At 70.1% G+C, this 16,068-nt stretch carries 15 protein-coding genes; 6 read left to right on the top strand and 9 right to left on the bottom strand.

What is annotated here, in order from left to right; all coding sequences use genetic code 11:
* Positions 1 to 124 precede the first annotated feature (124 nt).
* A complete protein-coding gene (locus tag FB559_RS31760; protein ID WP_141960497.1) occupies positions 125 to 568 on the bottom strand; it encodes a YybH family protein in 444 nt (147 codons plus the stop codon).
* A 77-nt stretch (positions 569 to 645) separates the two neighbouring features.
* Here FB559_RS31760 and FB559_RS31755 point away from each other — a divergent pair, with 77 nt between their 5' ends.
* Positions 646 to 1,602, top strand: coding sequence for a sigma-70 family RNA polymerase sigma factor (locus tag FB559_RS31755; protein ID WP_141960495.1), 957 nt, complete (start codon positions 646 to 648; stop codon positions 1,600 to 1,602).
* Between the two features lie 9 nt (positions 1,603 to 1,611).
* Here FB559_RS31755 and FB559_RS31750 read toward each other — a convergent pair whose 3' ends face one another.
* On the bottom strand, positions 1,612 to 2,997 hold the full coding sequence (locus FB559_RS31750) for an FAD-dependent oxidoreductase (RefSeq protein ID WP_141960493.1): 1,386 nt from the start codon (positions 2,995 to 2,997) through the stop codon (positions 1,612 to 1,614).
* A gap of 24 nt (positions 2,998 to 3,021) precedes the next feature.
* Between FB559_RS31750 and FB559_RS31745 the strand changes: the two genes are divergently transcribed.
* Entirely contained in the window at positions 3,022 to 3,981 is a 960-nt protein-coding gene (locus FB559_RS31745; protein WP_221640267.1) for a cupin domain-containing protein, read from the top strand.
* A 24-nt stretch (positions 3,982 to 4,005) separates the two neighbouring features.
* Here the strand turns inward: FB559_RS31745 and FB559_RS31740 are convergent, their stop codons facing one another.
* Genes FB559_RS31740 through FB559_RS31730 form a run of 3 tightly spaced genes read right to left on the bottom strand, consistent with a single transcriptional unit; the run spans position 4,006 to position 7,171 of the window.
* Entirely contained in the window at positions 4,006 to 5,028 is a 1,023-nt protein-coding gene (locus tag FB559_RS31740) for a LacI family DNA-binding transcriptional regulator (protein ID WP_141960490.1), read from the bottom strand.
* A gap of 32 nt (positions 5,029 to 5,060) precedes the next feature.
* Entirely contained in the window at positions 5,061 to 5,921 is an 861-nt protein-coding gene (locus FB559_RS31735) for a DUF6807 domain-containing protein (protein WP_141960488.1), read from the bottom strand.
* The gene (locus tag FB559_RS31730) at positions 5,918 to 7,171 is read right to left on the bottom strand and encodes a Gfo/Idh/MocA family protein (protein ID WP_141960486.1); all 1,254 of its coding nucleotides are present in this window, start codon (positions 7,169 to 7,171) and stop codon (positions 5,918 to 5,920) included. Before FB559_RS31730 ends, FB559_RS31735 begins: the two co-directional genes overlap by 4 nt.
* 267 nt (positions 7,172 to 7,438) lie before the next feature.
* Between FB559_RS31730 and FB559_RS31725 the strand changes: the two genes are divergently transcribed.
* The 4 genes from FB559_RS31725 (at position 7,439) to FB559_RS44920 (ending at position 11,065) form a co-directional block, all read left to right on the top strand.
* On the top strand, positions 7,439 to 8,407 hold the full coding sequence (locus FB559_RS31725; RefSeq protein ID WP_425455123.1) for a carbohydrate ABC transporter permease: 969 nt from the start codon (positions 7,439 to 7,441) through the stop codon (positions 8,405 to 8,407).
* 4 nt (positions 8,408 to 8,411) lie between these two features.
* Positions 8,412 to 9,272: a carbohydrate ABC transporter permease gene (locus FB559_RS31720; protein WP_246122246.1), complete on the top strand. Its 861-nt coding sequence runs from the start codon at positions 8,412 to 8,414 to the stop codon at positions 9,270 to 9,272.
* Positions 9,273 to 9,292: 20 nt separating this feature from the next.
* Positions 9,293 to 10,606 (top strand): ABC transporter substrate-binding protein, encoded by a 1,314-nt coding sequence (locus FB559_RS31715; RefSeq protein WP_185792483.1) that lies wholly within the window; start codon positions 9,293 to 9,295, stop codon positions 10,604 to 10,606.
* Between the two features lie 189 nt (positions 10,607 to 10,795).
* On the top strand, positions 10,796 to 11,065 hold the full coding sequence (locus tag FB559_RS44920; protein WP_221640266.1) for a hypothetical protein: 270 nt from the start codon (positions 10,796 to 10,798) through the stop codon (positions 11,063 to 11,065).
* Between the two features lie 15 nt (positions 11,066 to 11,080).
* Here the strand turns inward: FB559_RS44920 and galT are convergent, their stop codons facing one another.
* Genes galT through mmsA form a run of 4 tightly spaced genes read right to left on the bottom strand, consistent with a single transcriptional unit; the run spans position 11,081 to position 16,011 of the window.
* On the bottom strand, positions 11,081 to 12,130 hold the full coding sequence (gene galT / locus FB559_RS31705; RefSeq protein ID WP_141960480.1) for a galactose-1-phosphate uridylyltransferase: 1,050 nt from the start codon (positions 12,128 to 12,130) through the stop codon (positions 11,081 to 11,083).
* 40 nt (positions 12,131 to 12,170) lie between these two features.
* Positions 12,171 to 13,205, bottom strand: a complete 1,035-nt coding sequence (locus FB559_RS31700) for a LacI family DNA-binding transcriptional regulator (RefSeq protein WP_141960478.1) — start codon at positions 13,203 to 13,205, stop codon at positions 12,171 to 12,173.
* 14 nt (positions 13,206 to 13,219) lie between these two features.
* Complete coding sequence (mmsB, locus tag FB559_RS31695; RefSeq protein ID WP_141960477.1) at positions 13,220 to 14,467, bottom strand: multiple monosaccharide ABC transporter permease; 1,248 nt, start codon at positions 14,465 to 14,467, stop codon at positions 13,220 to 13,222.
* Positions 14,464 to 16,011: a multiple monosaccharide ABC transporter ATP-binding protein gene (gene mmsA / locus FB559_RS31690; RefSeq protein WP_141960475.1), complete on the bottom strand. Its 1,548-nt coding sequence runs from the start codon at positions 16,009 to 16,011 to the stop codon at positions 14,464 to 14,466. The genes mmsB and mmsA overlap by 4 nt, the downstream gene beginning before the upstream one ends.
* Positions 16,012 to 16,068: the final 57 nt, after the last annotated feature.

Raw genomic sequence — 16,068 nt, 5'->3', positions numbered from 1 at the left:
AGACGTACAACGCTGGCCGAGCACGGCATCGGGAGGGAGCCGGCTCCCGCCGGCTCCCTCCTCACCCGGGCGCGGGGTGCTCGTGATCTCGGCCGGTGCCGTGATCGCCGTTCGGCAAGAACGTCTAGGTCGTCGCGGTCCGGTCATCACGTTCCGCCGGCGCCTCGGGTGAGCCGGTCGTGTCGGGGAACGAATGGTGCTCGTGCGTCACGGTCCAGTGGCCGTTCAGCCTGCGCAGGCCGATGGTGAGCCGCAGGCGCTGCTCAGGGCGGCGCGCGAAGTCCGCGGCCGTGCCGCACCGCAGCAGCGCGTAGGCGAAGGCGACGTCGGTGCCGGCCGTCACGTCCAGGGACTCGATCTGGAACACCGCTCCACTCGCCTGCCACGCGAAGAAGCCCGGCCAGGTCTCGCGGTAGGCATCGATCCCGCGTACGCCCGCGTCCGGCGGCGGGACGTCGAACATCACGATGCCGGGATCGTGGCCGGCCAGTACCGTGCCCATGTCCCCGTCGTGCACCGCGGTCGCCCAGCGTTCGATCAAGGCGCGGATCTGCTGGTCGTCGGTCATGTCGTCCTCCTGGTGATGGTGTCACCGATAGAACCCGCGCCGATCCCCGAACTCATCGCGAACGCGGAGATGGCCCCATGAGCACACCCGCCGATCTCCTGGCCGCCGCGCGGTCCGGGAACGCCGACGCCTTCGAGCGGCTCGTCGGCCCGTACCGCGCTGAGCTCCTGGCGCACTGTTACCGGATGCTGGGCTCCGTGCACGACGCCGAGGACGCGGTGCAGGAGTCGCTCATCCGCGCCTGGCGGGGCGTCGGCGGGCTCGACGAACGCGGCTTCGTCCGAGCCTGGCTGTACAAGATCGCGACGAACCGCTGCCTCACCGCGCTGGAACGCCTCGGCCGGCGTGAGCTACCCGTCGACGTCCTGCCCGGAACCCCCGAGACCGAGATCAGCTGGCTCGAGCCGTACGCCGACGTCTCCCCCGAGGCACGCTATGTCGAACGCGAGAGCGTGGAACTCGCGTTCGTCGCCGCCCTGCAGCGGCTGTCCGCGTCACAGCGGGCCGCGCTGATCCTGCGCGAGGTGCTGCGATTCTCCGCCGCGGAGGTCGCGGACCTGCTCGGCACCTCCACCGCCTCGGTGAACAGCGCACTGCAGCGCGCGCGTAAGGCGATCGGCCCGTCCGGCACCAGCCAGCAGGCGACGCTGCGCGCGCTCGGCACGGCCCGTGTCGACGAGATCGTCACCCGGTGGGCCGAGGCGTGGCACGCCGGCGACATCGACGCGATCGTGGCGATGCTCGCCGAGGACGCACGGTACTCCATGCCACCGCTGCCCGAGTGGTACCGCGGCCGCGCCGGCATCAGGGAGTTCCTGCTGCGCGGCCCGCTGCGATCACGGTGGCGGTTCCTGCCCACCTCGGCCAACGGCCAGCTCGCGTTCGGCACCTACCTGTGGGACGACGCCGCGGCGGCGTACGTGCCCGGCGGGCTGGACGTCCTCACGATCCGCGACGGACAGGTGGCCGAGGTGACCGCCTTCCTGTCCGCCGACCTCACCGCCTTCGGCCTGCCCGCGAAGCTGCTCGCCTAGGACCCGACATCACACGACGGCCGCGAGTACCTCGTTGAACGCCTCGGTCGAGCTGGGATGGGTGTAGACGCCGTCGCGGAGTTCGGCCGCCTTGATGCCGTACCGCATGGCGAGCGCGACCGTGTTGATGAGCTCCTGCGCGTCGACGCTCAGCAGCGCGGCGCCGAGGATCTCGTCGGTCTCGGCGTCGATCACGAACTTCATGAGGCCGCGGGTCTCCTCGACTACGTACGCGCGAGGCATCGCGACGATCTCGGCGACGGGTTCACGCGTGACCTTCACCACGTGACCCGCTTCGCGCGCCTCCCTCTCGGTGAGCCCGACGGTCGCCAGCGGCGGGGTCATGAACAGCGTGTGGGGAATCGCGACCCGGTCCGCCGTCGAGCGCTTGCCCTCCCCGATGAGCTGGTCGAGGACGATGCGGCTGTCGTCCAGGGAGATGTAGGTGAACTGCGGCCCGCCGTTGACGTCGCCGAGGGCATAGATGCCCGGCCGGCTCGTCCGCAGGTACTCGTCGACCTCGATCCCTCCGCCTTCGGTCGTGCGGACCCCCGCGGCCTCGAGCCGGAGACCGGCGGTCGCCGGCGCACGGCCGGTGGCGACCAGGATGACGTCGGCGTCGACGGTCTCCTGCCGGCCGTCCCTGTCGTAGACGACGGTCACGTCGGCCGGACGGTCGCGGACCTCGACGACGCACACGCTAGTAATGATCTTGATGCCCTCGTCCTCGAGGATGCCCTGGGCTGCGGCGGCGACGTCCTCATCGTCACGACCGAGGATCCGCGGGGCGGACTCGAGCACGGTCACCTGCGAACCGAACCGGCGGTAGATCGACGCGAACTCCAGGCCGAGATAGCCGCCACCGATGATCACGAGCCGCTCGGGCAGGACCGTCCGCTGGATCAGATCGGTACTGGTCAGGGCGTACTCACTCTCGCGCAGCCCGAGAGTGTCGGGGATGATCGGCTCGGACCCCGTGTTGATCAGAATCGTCTCGGCCGTGACGACCAGACGTTCACTCCCGGATCCCACCTCGACGGAGTGCTGGTCGACGAACGCGGCCCGGCCGGTGACGACCGTCACGGTGTCGGCGCCGTTCAGCGCGTCGAAGTTCCCCCCGCGAAATCGGCTCGTGAGCGCCTGGACCTCTTCCACGGCGTGCTCGTACCACTCCTGCGCCGGGTCGCCCGTACGGCGCTTGCCGGAGTGGTGGACGAGGGCCTTCGTCGGCACGCAGCCGATGTTGGGGCAGGTGCCGCCGTACATCTGGTCCGACTGCTCGACGAGGACGACGCGCTTGCCGAGACGGCCCATCGCCGCCGCGACGGTCTTGCCGCCCTTACCGAAGCCCAGGACGAGGACGTCGGCGTGAAGAGTCTCCTTTGGGTTGTCCATGGCTCCAGCTTCGAACACCTAGAATTGAGCGTACAAGGCCTGTTCGTCTCATTTTTCGGCTCGATCGGCTCACTCGTGGACCTCATCACCCATCTCATCCGCCTCGCGCGACTGCAGGCGGCTCTGGACAAGCGGTGCCTCCTCGCCGGCACCACCCTGATGGACGTGGCCGAGCGCGGCGAGGGCGAGGCCCCGTTCCACGTGCTGCTCGACGGCGCGTGCGTGCTCGAACTCGCCGATCGGCGCATCCAGATGCAGGCGGGCGATGTCGTACTGCTCCCCCGTGGCGCCGCACATCGAATCCGTACTCTCGGCACCGGGCGAGCCCAGGCGGTCGTGGAGACGCCCGGCACCACGTTCGACACCATCCACAGCCGCACGGGCGAGCCGGTGATCGATCTCCTGTGCGGGCACTACACGGTCGGCTCCGGCGCGGGTCCGATGCTGCTCCGCAGCCTCCCCGACCCCCTTTTCGCGTCCTTCGCCGGGTCGGAGGAGACCGACGACGCCCGGATGCTCGCCGCGATCATGCGACGGGAGGCACAGAACGACGGACCCGGCACCACCGCCGTACTCTCCTCGCTCTGCAACGCACTGCTCGCGATGGTGCTGCGACGGTCGAACCGGCGGCTCACCGAGGCGGCACTGTGGACCGCGGTCGACGACGAGCGGATCCGGGCCGCCATCGACGCGGTGTTCGGCGATCCGGGCGACGACTGGTCGATCGCGCACCTCGCCCGAGTCGCCGGCATGTCACGGGCCACGTTCGTCCGGCGCTTCTCCCGCGGCACCGGGATGACCGTCGGCGCGTTCCTCACGAACATCCGGCTGATGTACGCGGCCGATCTGCTCACCGACACGGATCTAACGGTCGCCGTGGTCGCCGCCAAAGTCGGGTACGGCTCCGAGTCCGCGTTCGGCCGGGCCTTCCGCCAGGCGACCGGATCGACACCCGCACGATTCCGCCGGAGCACCGCGCGATAGACCGGTGGACGAGGGCCGGCCGTCTCAGCGCGGGCGGGTGCTCTCCCGCAGGACGACCTCACCGCGTACGGAGATCACCCGCGGGGAGCGCCCGGCGGTGGTCAGCGCCAGCTCGGCGGCCTGGACACCCATCTCCTCGAGGGGCAGCCGGACCGTGGTCAGGGAGGGGACGAGATCCCGCAGCGTCGCGATGTCGTCGAAACCGGCCACCGCGACGTCGTCCGGCACGGCGATGCCACGGGCTCGGAAGGCCGCCATCGCGCCGACCGCCATCACGTCGTTGGTGGCGAACACGCACGTCCCCCCGATGTCCTGCTCGGCGATGCGGCTGCCGAGCTCGAAGCCGCCGTCCCGGGTGAACGCCCCGTGCAGCACCTGGACGGACTTCCGTGCGACACCGCGCCGCGCCAGTCCCTTGAGGAACCCGGCCAGCCGGTCCGTCGAGGTGGTGAGGTTCTTCGGCCCGGCCAGGACGTTGAAGCGGCGGTGCCCGAGGTCGTACAGCGCCTCGGCCAGGTCACGGGCGCCGGCCCGGTTGAGCGGCTGCACGGTGTGCGAGCCGAGACGGTTCTGGCTGATGACGGCGACCCGGCCGCCACCGCCACGGAAGCTGTCGAGCTCCTTGTTCAGCTTCGCGAGGTAGGTCTGATCGGTGGTGCGGCTGCCCGCGATGATGATCGCCTGGGCGCGCTGGGAGTGGAGCGCCGTGACGTACTTCAGCTCCTGCTCGGGGATCCGGCGGGTGCTGCCGAGTACGACCACGAAGCCGTGTTCCTCCGCGATCCGCACGACGCCGTCGGCGATGGTGGAGAAGTACGGGTCGGCGACGTCATGGACGATCAGGCCCACGAGGTTGCTGGCTCCTCGCGCGGTGGCCTGGGCCAGGGCGTTCGGCCGGTAGCCGAGTCGCTCCGCGGCCCGCAGCACGCGGGACCGGTGGGGTTCGCCGACCTTGCGCTCGCCGTTGAGCACGCGAGACGCCGTGGCCACCGAGACCTTGGCCTCCGCCGCGACCATGGCGAGCGTGGCAGGCCCCTGCCAGGTCATTCCCCGTCCTTCGTTTCGGCCCGAGGCGGGCATCAGAGCCGGGCCCGCCGCAACCACAGCTCCACCCGAGCGGTGTCCACGGCCTTCGCGTCCACGATAACCGCTCGGAACGAGCGCCGCATTTCGTCGCCCGCGTCGAGAGAGACGGGTGCGGCCCACGCGAGGGCGGCGCCGATCCCCGGATAGCCGGCCACGCGGACGAACCAGGGATCCCACGCGGACGGCTCGCCGCCGTGCTCGACGACGACCGACCACTCCCGGCCGGCCTGGTCGGCCGCGGTCACCGCGATCCAGCCCGAGACCGTGCCGTGCACGGCGTCCTCTCCCGAGGCGCCGGCGGTGAAGACGCCGAGCGAGCCGTCGTGGGCGGGCAGCCGCCAGAAGAAGCCGCCGTACCCGGCCCGGTCACGGCCGTTGGTGGCCGGGCTGCCGAGTTCGATCGCGTGGCCGGTGGCGTTTCGCAGGGTGAAGGTCAGGTCGAGCCGCCAGGCGCCGGGCACCGGCATGGCGGAGGCGCGCAGGGTGCGGTGCTCGGTGAGCAGCACCGAGCCGTCCCGGCCGAGCCAGTCGAGGCGCTCCTCCAGGTGGTCCGCGGCGCGCTCCAGCCATTCGCCGCGGATGACGCGGCCGTGGTCGCCGAGCCACTGGTAGCCGTGGTCCCGTACGTACGTGCGGCCGCCCCAGAAGTTGGTCCTGTCGACGTCCTGGATCGCGACGGACACGCCGAGGTGCCACCTGTGGTCCGCCGGGCACGCGTCGGTCACCGTGGTGCCGGCGAGGGTGCGTACGGGATGGAGGTGAGGACGGGGGGCCAGCGGCGGCTCGAGCGCGGCGCCGTCGTCGTACCAGGCGACGGTCGTGCCGCCGAGGCGGAGGGTCGCCGGCTCACTCATGGGGCCTCCGCCGGGACGGTCGTGGCGGCGGACGGAGTGCCGCCGATGTCGTACGCGGTGGGCGCCGCCGCCCAGGGGGCACCGAGCTCGGAGTACAGCGCCAAGTCCGCCGAGGAGGCCGCCACCAGGTCGTCGATGCCGTGGATGACGAACCGCTCCCCGTGCTCGTCGGCGACCCGTACGGAGTGCGGCTCGCCGATCTCGGCGGGGTCCGGGGCGGTGCGCACGGCGTCCACGACCGCGGTGAACGCGCCGGTCGCGTGCAGCGGGACGAGGAGCTCCACGGCGTCCGGCCGCGCCACGTGCGCGATCAGGTTCTCCAGCAGGTCGGTGCGGGGGTAGAGGGCGGTCTCCCGCGTGCCGCCCGACTCCAGTCTGACCTCGCCGCGCTTGTAGAAGAGTGTGACGCGGCCGCGGCTGCCGTGGACGACGAGGTGCGGGTCGTGGTCGGCCGCCGCGCACAGGGTGGCCGCGACGGTGACGGGCGTGCCGTGCCGGTCACGCACGCGGACGCAGGAGGTGTCATCGGACTCGATGGCGTTCGCGCGGTAGAGCTCGACCTCGATCCGCGCCAGGTCGGCGCGGGCGGTGGCGCGGGCCAGGTGTAACGCGGACGCGACGGCGTGGGCGAACGGGTTGGTCAGCGCGCCGTCGACCACGGGCCGGCCGCCGATCGCGCGCCGGCCCGCCCACGGCGACCGGGTGAAGTAGCGCATCGGCCGCACCCACGCGCACGCGCCTGAGATCCCGAGCCGGTCGCCGATCGCGCCGTCGCCGACGAGCCGCGCGATCGCCGGAAGCGCCGACGAGGCCAGATCCTGGAAGCCGATCTGGCAGGCGCGCCCGGTGCGCTCGGCGGTGCGCGCGATCCGGTCGTACTCGGCGCGGCCGGCGGCGGGGGGCTTTTCGAGCAGCACGTGTGAGCCGGCCTCCATCGCGGCCACCGCGAGCTCGGCGTGGGTGTGGATCGGCGTGCAGATGATCGTGACGTCCGGCCGCGTGCGGGCCAGCAGGTCCGCCAGGTCGCGGCTCTGCGGGGGGTCGTCGAGGCCGGCCAGGGCGTCGGCGCTCGCGGGCCTGGGGTCGCACACGCCGGCCACGGTCACCGCGCCGGAGCGGACGAGCCGGCCGAGGTTGCGCAGGTGTGACCGTCCGTGTCCGTGCGCCCCGGCCAGTACGACGCGTGCGGGCGTGCCGGGAACGGACTCGGGCGAAGGCGGACCGCCGGGGGGCGGGAGGAGTCCGGGCACGGGCTCACCATAAGTCGTGAAGCGAAAATGGGAAAGCGCTTGCCCATGTCGAACGCGTCGAACTGCACAGGGCGGCTTTCAGCCCGCGATGACGTTTTCACTGATGGGGCGGGATATCAGGTGGCAAGACGGCGAAAAGACGCCGGACGGTGACATTTCAAGGGGTTGACACCCCCTGTCTACCGCGCTTCTCTGGCAAGCGTTTACCCACAGGTCGATCGAAGGAAGCCGGTCGTGCCCGAGATAGACGATCCCCCGACGGCCCTGCTGACCGCCGGAGGCGAAGGCCGCGGGGACACACCCGCCGCCCCGGCGGGCGAGCAGCGCGGACGTGCCCGGCGCGACCGTCCGCGGCGCTCCTTCTCGGACCGTTACGCGCACTACGTTTTCCTGGCGCCGTGGTTCGCGGGCCTGTTCCTCATCACGCTGGGGCCGCTGCTGGCCTCCCTGTACCTGTCGTTCACCAAGTACAACCTGCTCAACGCGCCGGAGTGGACGGGGCTCGAGAACTACCGCCGCATGTTCGGCGACCCGCGCTTCTACCACGCGCTGAAGGTGACCTTCATCTACGTCGGTGTCTCGGTGCCGCTGCAACTCGCGCTGGCGCTGGCGCTCGCCGTGGTGCTCGACCGGGGTATCGGGGGGCTGGCGGTCTACCGGTCGGTCTACTACCTGCCGTCGCTGCTCGGCACGAGTGTCGCCGTCGCCGTGCTGTGGCGGCAGATGTTCGGGGCGGACGGCCTGGTGAACGGGCTTCTCGGGCATCTCGGCCTGCACAACCTGCCCGGCTGGATCTCCGATCCGAGGTTCGCACTCGGGTCCCTGATCGCGTTGAACGTGTGGACGTTCGGCGCCCCGATGGTGATCTTCCTCGCGGGACTGCGGCAGATTCCGGGCACCTACTACGAGGCGGCGGCGCTGGACGGAGCCGGCCGGATCCGGCGGTTCACCCGGATCACGCTGCCGCTGCTGTCGCCGGTCGTCTTCTTCAACCTGGTCCTCCAGCTCATCCACGCGTTCCAGAGCTTCACCCAGGCGTTCATCGTCAGCGGGGGCGAGGGAGGGCCTGCCGACTCGACGCTCTTCTACACGCTTTACATCTACCAGAAGGGCTTCGGCAGCTTCGACATGGGATACGCGGCGGCGCTGGCATGGGTTCTCGTGCTCATCGTCGCGGTGCTCACCGCGATCAATTTCATCGCTTCGAAATTCTGGGTGTTCTATGGCGACGAGTAACGTGATGAGGAGTGCGACGGCACGGCGGCCCCGGTCCCGGCCTCGCCGCCCCCGGCTCTTAGTGCACGCGGCGCTGATCCTCTTCGGCATCGTGATGCTGTATCCACTGATCTGGATGCTGGTCGGCTCCTTCAAGCACACGTCCGACATCTTCAGCCATCCCGACCTGTTCGCGAAGAGCTACACCGCGAAGAACTACCCCGCCGGCTGGAACGCCAACGGCATCTCCTTCGGCCGGTACATCGTCAACTCACTGATCGTGGTGACCGGGGCGATCGCGGGGAACCTGCTGGCCTGCTCGGCGGCCGCCTACGCCTTCGCCCGGCTGGAGTTCCGGCTGAAGAAGATGTGGTTCGCGCTGATGCTCGGCACGATCATGCTGCCGATCCACGTGGTGATCGTGCCGCAGTACATCCTCTTCTCCAAGCTCGGCTGGCTGAACACCTACCTGCCGTTGATCGTGCCGAAACTGCTCGCCACCGACGCTTTCTTCGTCTTCTTGATGGTGCAGTTCATCCGGTCACTCCCCCGCGACCTCGACGAGGCCGCCAGAATCGACGGCTGCGGGCATTTCAGAATCTTCTTCCGCATCATCCTGCCGCTCTCGCTGCCGGCACTGGCGACGACCGCGATCTTCACTTTCATCTGGACGTGGAACGACTTCTTCCACCAGCTGGTGTTCCTCACCGATCCGAAGATGTACACCGTTCCGGTCGCGCTGCGGACCTTCGTCGACTCCACCAGCCAGACGCCGTGGGGACCGGTCTTCGCCATGTCGATCGTCTCCCTGGCGCCGGTCTTCGGATTCTTCCTCGCCGGTCAGCGATACCTCGTGCGCGGCATCGCCACAACCGGGCTCAAATGAACGGAGAAAGGAGAACCCCCGTGTTCCACAAACCTCGAGGCGTCCGCCGAGGGGGCGGCCGGCGCTTCAGAGCGTTCGCGGTGCCGCTCGTCCTGGCCCTGGCCCTGGGCGCCTGCGGCGGAGGATCGGGTTCGGACGGCAAGGTCCACCTGACGATGACGTGGTGGGGTAGTGACACCCGGCACACGACGACCAAGAAGCTCATCGCGCTGTACGAGAAGTCGCATCCGAACGTCGTCATCAGCCCGACGTACACCGGGTGGGACGACTACTGGGACCGGCTGGCCACGACGGTCGCGGGCGGCAACACCCCCGACATCATCCAGCAGGACTTCCGCTACGTGCACGAGTACGCCGACCGCGGCGCTCTCGCCGACCTCACGCGGTACATGCCCAGCGTGATCGACGACTCTCAGCTCGACAAGCCGGCTCTGTCGACCGGCCGGCTCGACGGCAAGACGTACGCGATCCCCACCGGGGTCAACGCCTTCGCGCTCGTGGTCAACCCCACGCTCGTCAAGCAGGCCGGGGTCACCCTCCCCGACGACAAGAAGTGGTCGTGGGACGACTTCGTGAACACCGCGGCCAAGATCACCATGGGTAGCAAGGGTGCCTTCCACGGCACCGAGGACATGGGCTACTACGACGGCGGGCTCCAGGTGTTCGCCCGCCAGCAGGGCGAGGACCTGTTCACCCCCGACGGCAAGCCGGGCATGTCGACCTCGACGCTGACGGCCTGGTTCAACATGATCGTGAAGATGCGCGACACCAAGGCCGAGCCGTCGGCGTCGGTTACGCACGAGACGTGGTCGGCCGGCATCGACCAGTCGCTGCTCGCCACGAACAAGGGCGCGTCGAGCTTCTGGTGGACCAACCAACTGGGCGCCCTGTCCACCGACTCGAAGGCCCCGCTCGAACTCCTGCGCATGCCCGGCGAGTCGCAGGCCACCAAGCCCGGCACCTTCCTCAAGCCCGCGATGTTCTGGTCGCTCTCGGGCCGGAGCAAGCACCCCAAAGACGCGGCGCAGTTCATCAACTTCCTGATCAACGACCCCGAGGCCGCCAAGCTCCAGCTCAGCGACCGCGGTCTGCCGATCAACACCCGGCTCCGCGCGCAGATCACCGGGGAACTGAGCCCCGCGGACCAGAAGTCCGCGAGCTTCGTCAAGGAGATCGCCCCCGGGCTCGCGCCGCCCCCGGCGCTGCCGCCGAAGGGCGCGGGCGACGTGGAGAAGATCCTCAGCCGGATCAACGAGGAGGTGCTCTTCAACCGCGTCTCGGTCCCGAAGGCGGTTCAGGAGTACCTGGACCAGGTGAAGTCCGCGACGAGCTGACGATGCCCCGGGTGGCGGCCCGCGATCCGCGGGCCGCCACCCGCCCATGGACGGAGGCGGGATGACGCGCCCGGACCGTGCCGATCGTGGCCGCCGCCGGTATGCGCTCGTCGGCACGGGCCATCGCGGCGAGATGTACTTCGCGGCGCTCCTCGGAACGCACCGCGACGTCGGTGTCCCCGTCGCCCTGTGCGACACGCGAACGCGCACGCCCCATGGGAGGGATACCGTGTCGCGTTCAACGGCACCGAAGGGCGCCTGGAGCTGAAGCTCCTCGACGACGTGTTCCGCGAGGCCGCGCCGGACCCTCTGCACCGCCGCGCGGGCTTCCAGGACGGGATCAGGAGCGTGCTGGTCGGCGCCGCCGCGAACCGTTCGATGGACGAGCGCCGCGCCGTCGCGATCGCCGAGCTCGGCCTCGCACGAGACGCCTATGCCCCCGCCGCGGAGCCGGCCTGACGGTGACCGGCCGGGTCAGAGCTCGCGGAGGCGGGCGGCGGCGGCGTCGGGGAGGACGTCGTTGATGTACGCGCCGCCGCCGGTCTCGCTCGTGGCGAGGAACTTCAGCTTGTCGGCGGTGCGCTGCGGCGTGTAGACGCGGGCACACAGGTGCGCCGCGTCGCGCGACGCATGCGCCGGGGCCTGGTACCAGCAGGCCATGTACGGCGTCGGGTGCTCGAAGAGGGCGTCGAAGCGGCGGAGCACGTCGGCGTAAAGACGCATGAGCTCGTCACGCCGTGCGGCGTCCAGCGCGGGCAGGTCGGGGACGCAGGAGCGCGGGGCGACGTAGACCTCGTACGGCCAGCGGGCGGCCTCGGGCACGTACGCGAGGAAGCCGTCGGTCTCGGCCACGACGCGCGGCCCGGCGGCCTCGCGGGCGACCACTTCGCACATCAGGCACCGGCCGTGCGCCTCCCGGAACCGCCCGGCGGCGGCGAGCATCCGGCGCGGGGTCGGCGGAACGTACGGGAAGGCGTAGATCTGGCCGTGCGGGTGCGGCAGCGTCGCACCGATCGCCGCGCCGCGGTTCTCGAACAGGAAGACGTACTCCACGTCAGGGCGCTTCCCGAGCTCGGCCGTGCGGTCGGCCCAGGCACGGCCGACGGTGGCCAGCCGTTCGGGCGGCAGGGCCGCGAAGGACCCGTCGTGGAGGCTGGTGAAGCACAGCACCTCACAGCGCCCGCCCGCCGGGCCGCCGAGGGAGGGGAAGCGGTTCTCGAACGAGACCACGTGGTAGCCGGTGGCCGGGATCTCGCTGAGGTGGTCGCCGCGAGAGGCGCACAGCGGACACTCTCCGGGCGCCGGCTGGTAGGTGCGGTTCTGCCGGTGGGCGGCGACGAGGACCTCCTCGTCGTGCAGCACGTCGTAGGCCAGCTCGGCGGCGGGCGCGTACGGGGGCAGGTCGCGCAGGTCGAGCGTCGAACGGTCCAGCCCGGGCGCGTCGTCGAAGTAGATGAGCTCTCGTCCGTCCGCGAGCCGCACGGACGTACGAGCGGTGGACGCGGTGACGGCATGGGCCGACATGGTCTTCCTTTCACGGGCACCGGTCGCGGGATGGGACGGGTTACGCGGGTGCCCGCCCGGCGCTGCTCCGGCTGACCAGCTCGGTGGAAATGATGATCTTGTTGTCACTGCGGTGGCCGCTCTCGATCTGCTCGAGCAGGAGGTTCACGCTGGACCGGCCGACGGCGGTGAAGTCCTGACGGATCGTGGTGAGCGGCGGAATGAAGTACGCCGCCTCGGGGATGTCGTCGAAGCCGATCACGCTGACGTCGTCCGGCACCCTGCGGCCCGCCTCGTGCAGGGCGCGCAGCAGGCCCAGAGCGTTCTGGTCGTTGGCCGCGAACACCCCCGTGACCTGCGGGTCGGCCGCCAGAGCCAGACCTCGCTCGTACCCCGACCCGGCACTCCAGTCGCCGGGGATGGTCGGCGGCACCGGCGCTCCGGCGTCGGTCAGCGCGTCGCGCCAGCCGCGGTGACGCTCGCGCGCCTCCAGCCACGACATCGGGCCGGGCAGGTGGTGAACGGTCCGGTGGCCGAGGTCGAGGAGGTAGCGGGTGGCCGCCTTCGGCCCGGTGTACTGGTCCACCCCGACCGCCGGGACGATCGTCTCGCTCTCCATGACCACGACGGGCAGGTCCCGCGGCAGGTGCTTGATGGTCTGGGTCAGCGGGGCATGGCCGGGGATCACGATCAGCCCGTCCACTCCCTGGCCGCGCAGCCGCTCCGCCGCCTCGGCGATCGAACGCTCGCTGGTCGACTGCAGCGCGATGACGCTGGTGAAGTAGTCGGCCTCGCGCGCGCAGTGCTCGATCTCACTGATCATCGACGCGGGCCCGAACTGCCTCGCGTCGAAGCTGACCACGCCGAGCGTGCGCGACCGGCCGGTGGCGAGGGCACGCGCGAAGGCGTTGGGCCGGAAGTCCAGCTGGGCGGCCGCCGCCAGGACCTTGGCCCGGGTCTCCGTGCTCACCCTCGGGTGGTCCTTGAAGACCCGAGACACCGTCTGGTGCGACACCCCGGCGAGCTTGGCCACATCCCGGAGGCCGGGGCGCGCCGGCACCCGCGCGTCGCCCCGATCCCCGGGATCTGCGGTCATGGAAGGGATCCTATTTACCGGGAGGTTCCGGCGCGGCGCTTCGCCCAGACGTCGAACGCGACGGCGGCGAGCAGCACCAGACCCTTGATCAACATGACCCGTTCGCTGGGCGCGCCCAGCAGCGACATGCCGTTGTTGATCACAGCCATGATGAGACCGCCGGTGATGGCGCCGACGACCTTGCCCACGCCGCCCTGCACCGCCGCGCCGCCGATGAACGCCGCCGCGATCGAGTCGAGCTCGAAGTTGGTGCCGGCGGTCGGGCCGGCCTGGTTGAGCCGCCCGGCGAAGATGACGCCGGCGATGGCGGCCAGTACGCCCATGTTGACGAACAGCAGGAAGACCACGGACTTGGTCTTGACGCCGGAGAGCCGGGCGGCCTGGAGGTTGCCGCCGAGGGCGTACATGTGCCGGCCGAAGACCGCGCGGGTGGTGATCAGGGTGTACGCGAGGATCAGGACGGTCAGCAGGATGAGCACCACGGGCAGGTTCTTGAACCGCGCGAGCTGCACGACGATGAACATCACGACGAACCCGGCCAGCACCATCCGCGCGATGAACACCGGCAGCGGGCCGACGTTCTGGCCGTACCCCGCGCGGGCCTGGCGGGCCCGCCACTGGGTGAAGACGATGCCCGCGACGCCGATCACGCCGACGAGCAGGGTGAACGCGTCCGCGCCGCCCAGCGGGCCCAGGGCGACGTTGCCGAAGTAGCCGGGCAGGAAGCCGTTGGCGAGCGTGCGGACCTGGTCGGGGAACGGGCCGATGCCCTGGTTGCCCAGCACGGTCAGGGTCAGGGCGCGGAAGATGAGCATGCCGGCCAGCGTCACGATGAACGCCGGGATCTCGAAGTAGGCGATCCAGTAGCCCTGCCACGCCCCGATCAGCGCGCCCGCGACGAGGGTCAGCACCACCGCGAGCGGCCAGGGCACATGGTGGTTGACCATCAGCACGGCGGAGATCGCACCGCAGACGGCGACCACCGAGCCGGCCGACAGGTCGATGTGGCCCGCGATGATGACGAGGATCATCCCGATCGACAGGATCAGGATGTAGGAGTTCTGCACGAGAACGTTGGACATGTTCTCCGGGGAGAGCAGGCTCCCGTGCGTGAGGATCGCGAACAGCGCGACGATCAGCGCGAACGCGACATAGATCCCGCTCTGCCGCAGGTTGACGGAGAAAATCCGGTCGGCCACGCCGCCGCGGGACGGGGGCGGGGCCTCGCCCTTGTCCGGGCGGGCCGGTGCGACGCTGCTCATTGGGCGATGATCTCCTCGTCGTATCTGGTCATGTACTGCATCAATCGCTCGGGCGTGGCCTCCGCGCGTGGGACCTCACCGGTGATACGCCCGGCCGACATCGCGTAGACGCGGTCACAGATGCCGAGCAGTTCGGGCAGCTCCGAGGAGATGACCAGCACGGCCTTGCCCTGGTCGGCCATCGCGTTGATGATCGTGTAGATCTCGTACTTCGCGCCGACGTCGATGCCGCGGGTCGGCTCGTCGAGGATCAGCACGTCCGGGTCGGTGAACAGCCACTTGGACAGCACGACCTTCTGCTGGTTCCCGCCGGAGAGCTTGCCGGTGACCGCGAGGACGCTCGGCGCCTTGATGTTCATGCTCTTGCGGTAGCCCTCGGCGACGCGGAACTCCTCGTTGTCGGGGACCCATCCCCGCCTGGCGAGCTTGCGCAGCCCCGCCGCCCCGACGTTGCGCTTGATGTCCTCGATGAGGTTCAGGCCGTACCGCTTACGGTCCTCGGTGGCGTACGCGATGCCGTGCTTGATGGCCTCGCCGACCGACCTGACGCGGATCTCCTTGCCGTCCTTGTAGATCCGGCCGGTGATGCCGACGCCGTAGCTGCGGCCGAACACGCTCATCGCCAGCTCCGTACGTCCGGCGCCCATCAGGCCGGCCAGGCCGACGATCTCGCCGCGCCGCAGCGTGAGGTTGGCGCCGGACACGACGAGGCGCTCGTGCTGCGTGGGACTGCGCACGGTCCAGTCCTCGATCCTCAGCACCTCCTCGCCGATGGTCGGCTCGTGCTCGGGGAAGCGATGCTCCAGGTCGCGGCCGACCATGCCGGAGATGATGCGGTCCTCGGTGACGAGGTCCTTGTTCATGTCGAGGGTCTCGATCGTGCGGCCGTCGCGCAGGATGGTCGTCGAGTCCGCGATCGCCTTGATCTCGTTGAGCTTGTGGGAAATGATCACGCAGGTGATGCCCTGTTCGCGCAGGCCGCGCAGCAGGTCGAGCAGGTGCGCGGAGTCGGCGTCGTTCAGCGCCGCCGTCGGCTCGTCCAGGATCAGCAGCTTCACGTCCTTGGAGAGCGCCTTGGCGATCTCCACGAGCTGCTGCTTGCCGACCCCGAGGTCCATCGCCGGGGTGACCGGGTTCTCGTCGAGGCCGACGCGGGCGAGGAGCTCGGCGGCGTCGGCGTTGGTGCGGTTCCAGTCGATCAGGCCGCGGTGGACCCGTTCGTTGCCGAGAAAGATGTTCTCGGCGATCGACAGGTACGGGCTGAGCGCCAGCTCCTGATGGATGATGACGATGCCGCGCCTCTCGCTGTCGCGGATGCCGGAAAAGCCGCACGGCTCACCGCCGAAGTCGATCTCGCCTTCGTACGAGCCGTGCGGATGGACCCCGGACAGCACCTTCATCAAGGTGGACTTGCCCGCACCGTTCTCACCGCAGATCGCGTGGATCTCGCCGCGGCGTACCACCAGGTTCACGTCCTGCAGCGCCTTGACGCCGGGGAACACCTTGGTGATCCCGCTCATCCGCAAAATCGCGTCGTCGGTCATGTCATGCCCTTCGAGTCACGCCGGAAGGGCGGGCGGCGCACGCGGCGCCGCCCGCCC

The organism is Actinoallomurus bryophytorum (assembly GCF_006716425.1).
GTDB lineage: Bacteria > Actinomycetota > Actinomycetes > Streptosporangiales > Streptosporangiaceae > Actinoallomurus > Actinoallomurus bryophytorum.
This window is presented reverse-complemented; position numbering and strand designations above follow the sequence as displayed.

Coding starts and splice junctions, on each gene's coding strand:
- FB559_RS31760 (WP_141960497.1), bottom strand. CDS start 568: ATGACCGACGACCAGCAGATCCGCGCCTTGATCGAACGCTGGGCGACC.
- FB559_RS31755 (WP_141960495.1), top strand. CDS start 646: ATGAGCACACCCGCCGATCTCCTGGCCGCCGCGCGGTCCGGGAACGCC.
- FB559_RS31750 (WP_141960493.1), bottom strand. CDS start 2,997: ATGGACAACCCAAAGGAGACTCTTCACGCCGACGTCCTCGTCCTGGGC.
- FB559_RS31740 (WP_141960490.1), bottom strand. CDS start 5,028: ATGACCTGGCAGGGGCCTGCCACGCTCGCCATGGTCGCGGCGGAGGCC.
- FB559_RS31735 (WP_141960488.1), bottom strand. CDS start 5,921: ATGAGTGAGCCGGCGACCCTCCGCCTCGGCGGCACGACCGTCGCCTGG.
- FB559_RS31720 (WP_246122246.1), top strand. CDS start 8,412: ATGAGGAGTGCGACGGCACGGCGGCCCCGGTCCCGGCCTCGCCGCCCC.
- galT (WP_141960480.1), bottom strand. CDS start 12,130: ATGTCGGCCCATGCCGTCACCGCGTCCACCGCTCGTACGTCCGTGCGG.
- FB559_RS31700 (WP_141960478.1), bottom strand. CDS start 13,205: ATGACCGCAGATCCCGGGGATCGGGGCGACGCGCGGGTGCCGGCGCGC.
- mmsB (WP_141960477.1), bottom strand. CDS start 14,467: ATGAGCAGCGTCGCACCGGCCCGCCCGGACAAGGGCGAGGCCCCGCCC.
- mmsA (WP_141960475.1), bottom strand. CDS start 16,011: ATGACCGACGACGCGATTTTGCGGATGAGCGGGATCACCAAGGTGTTC.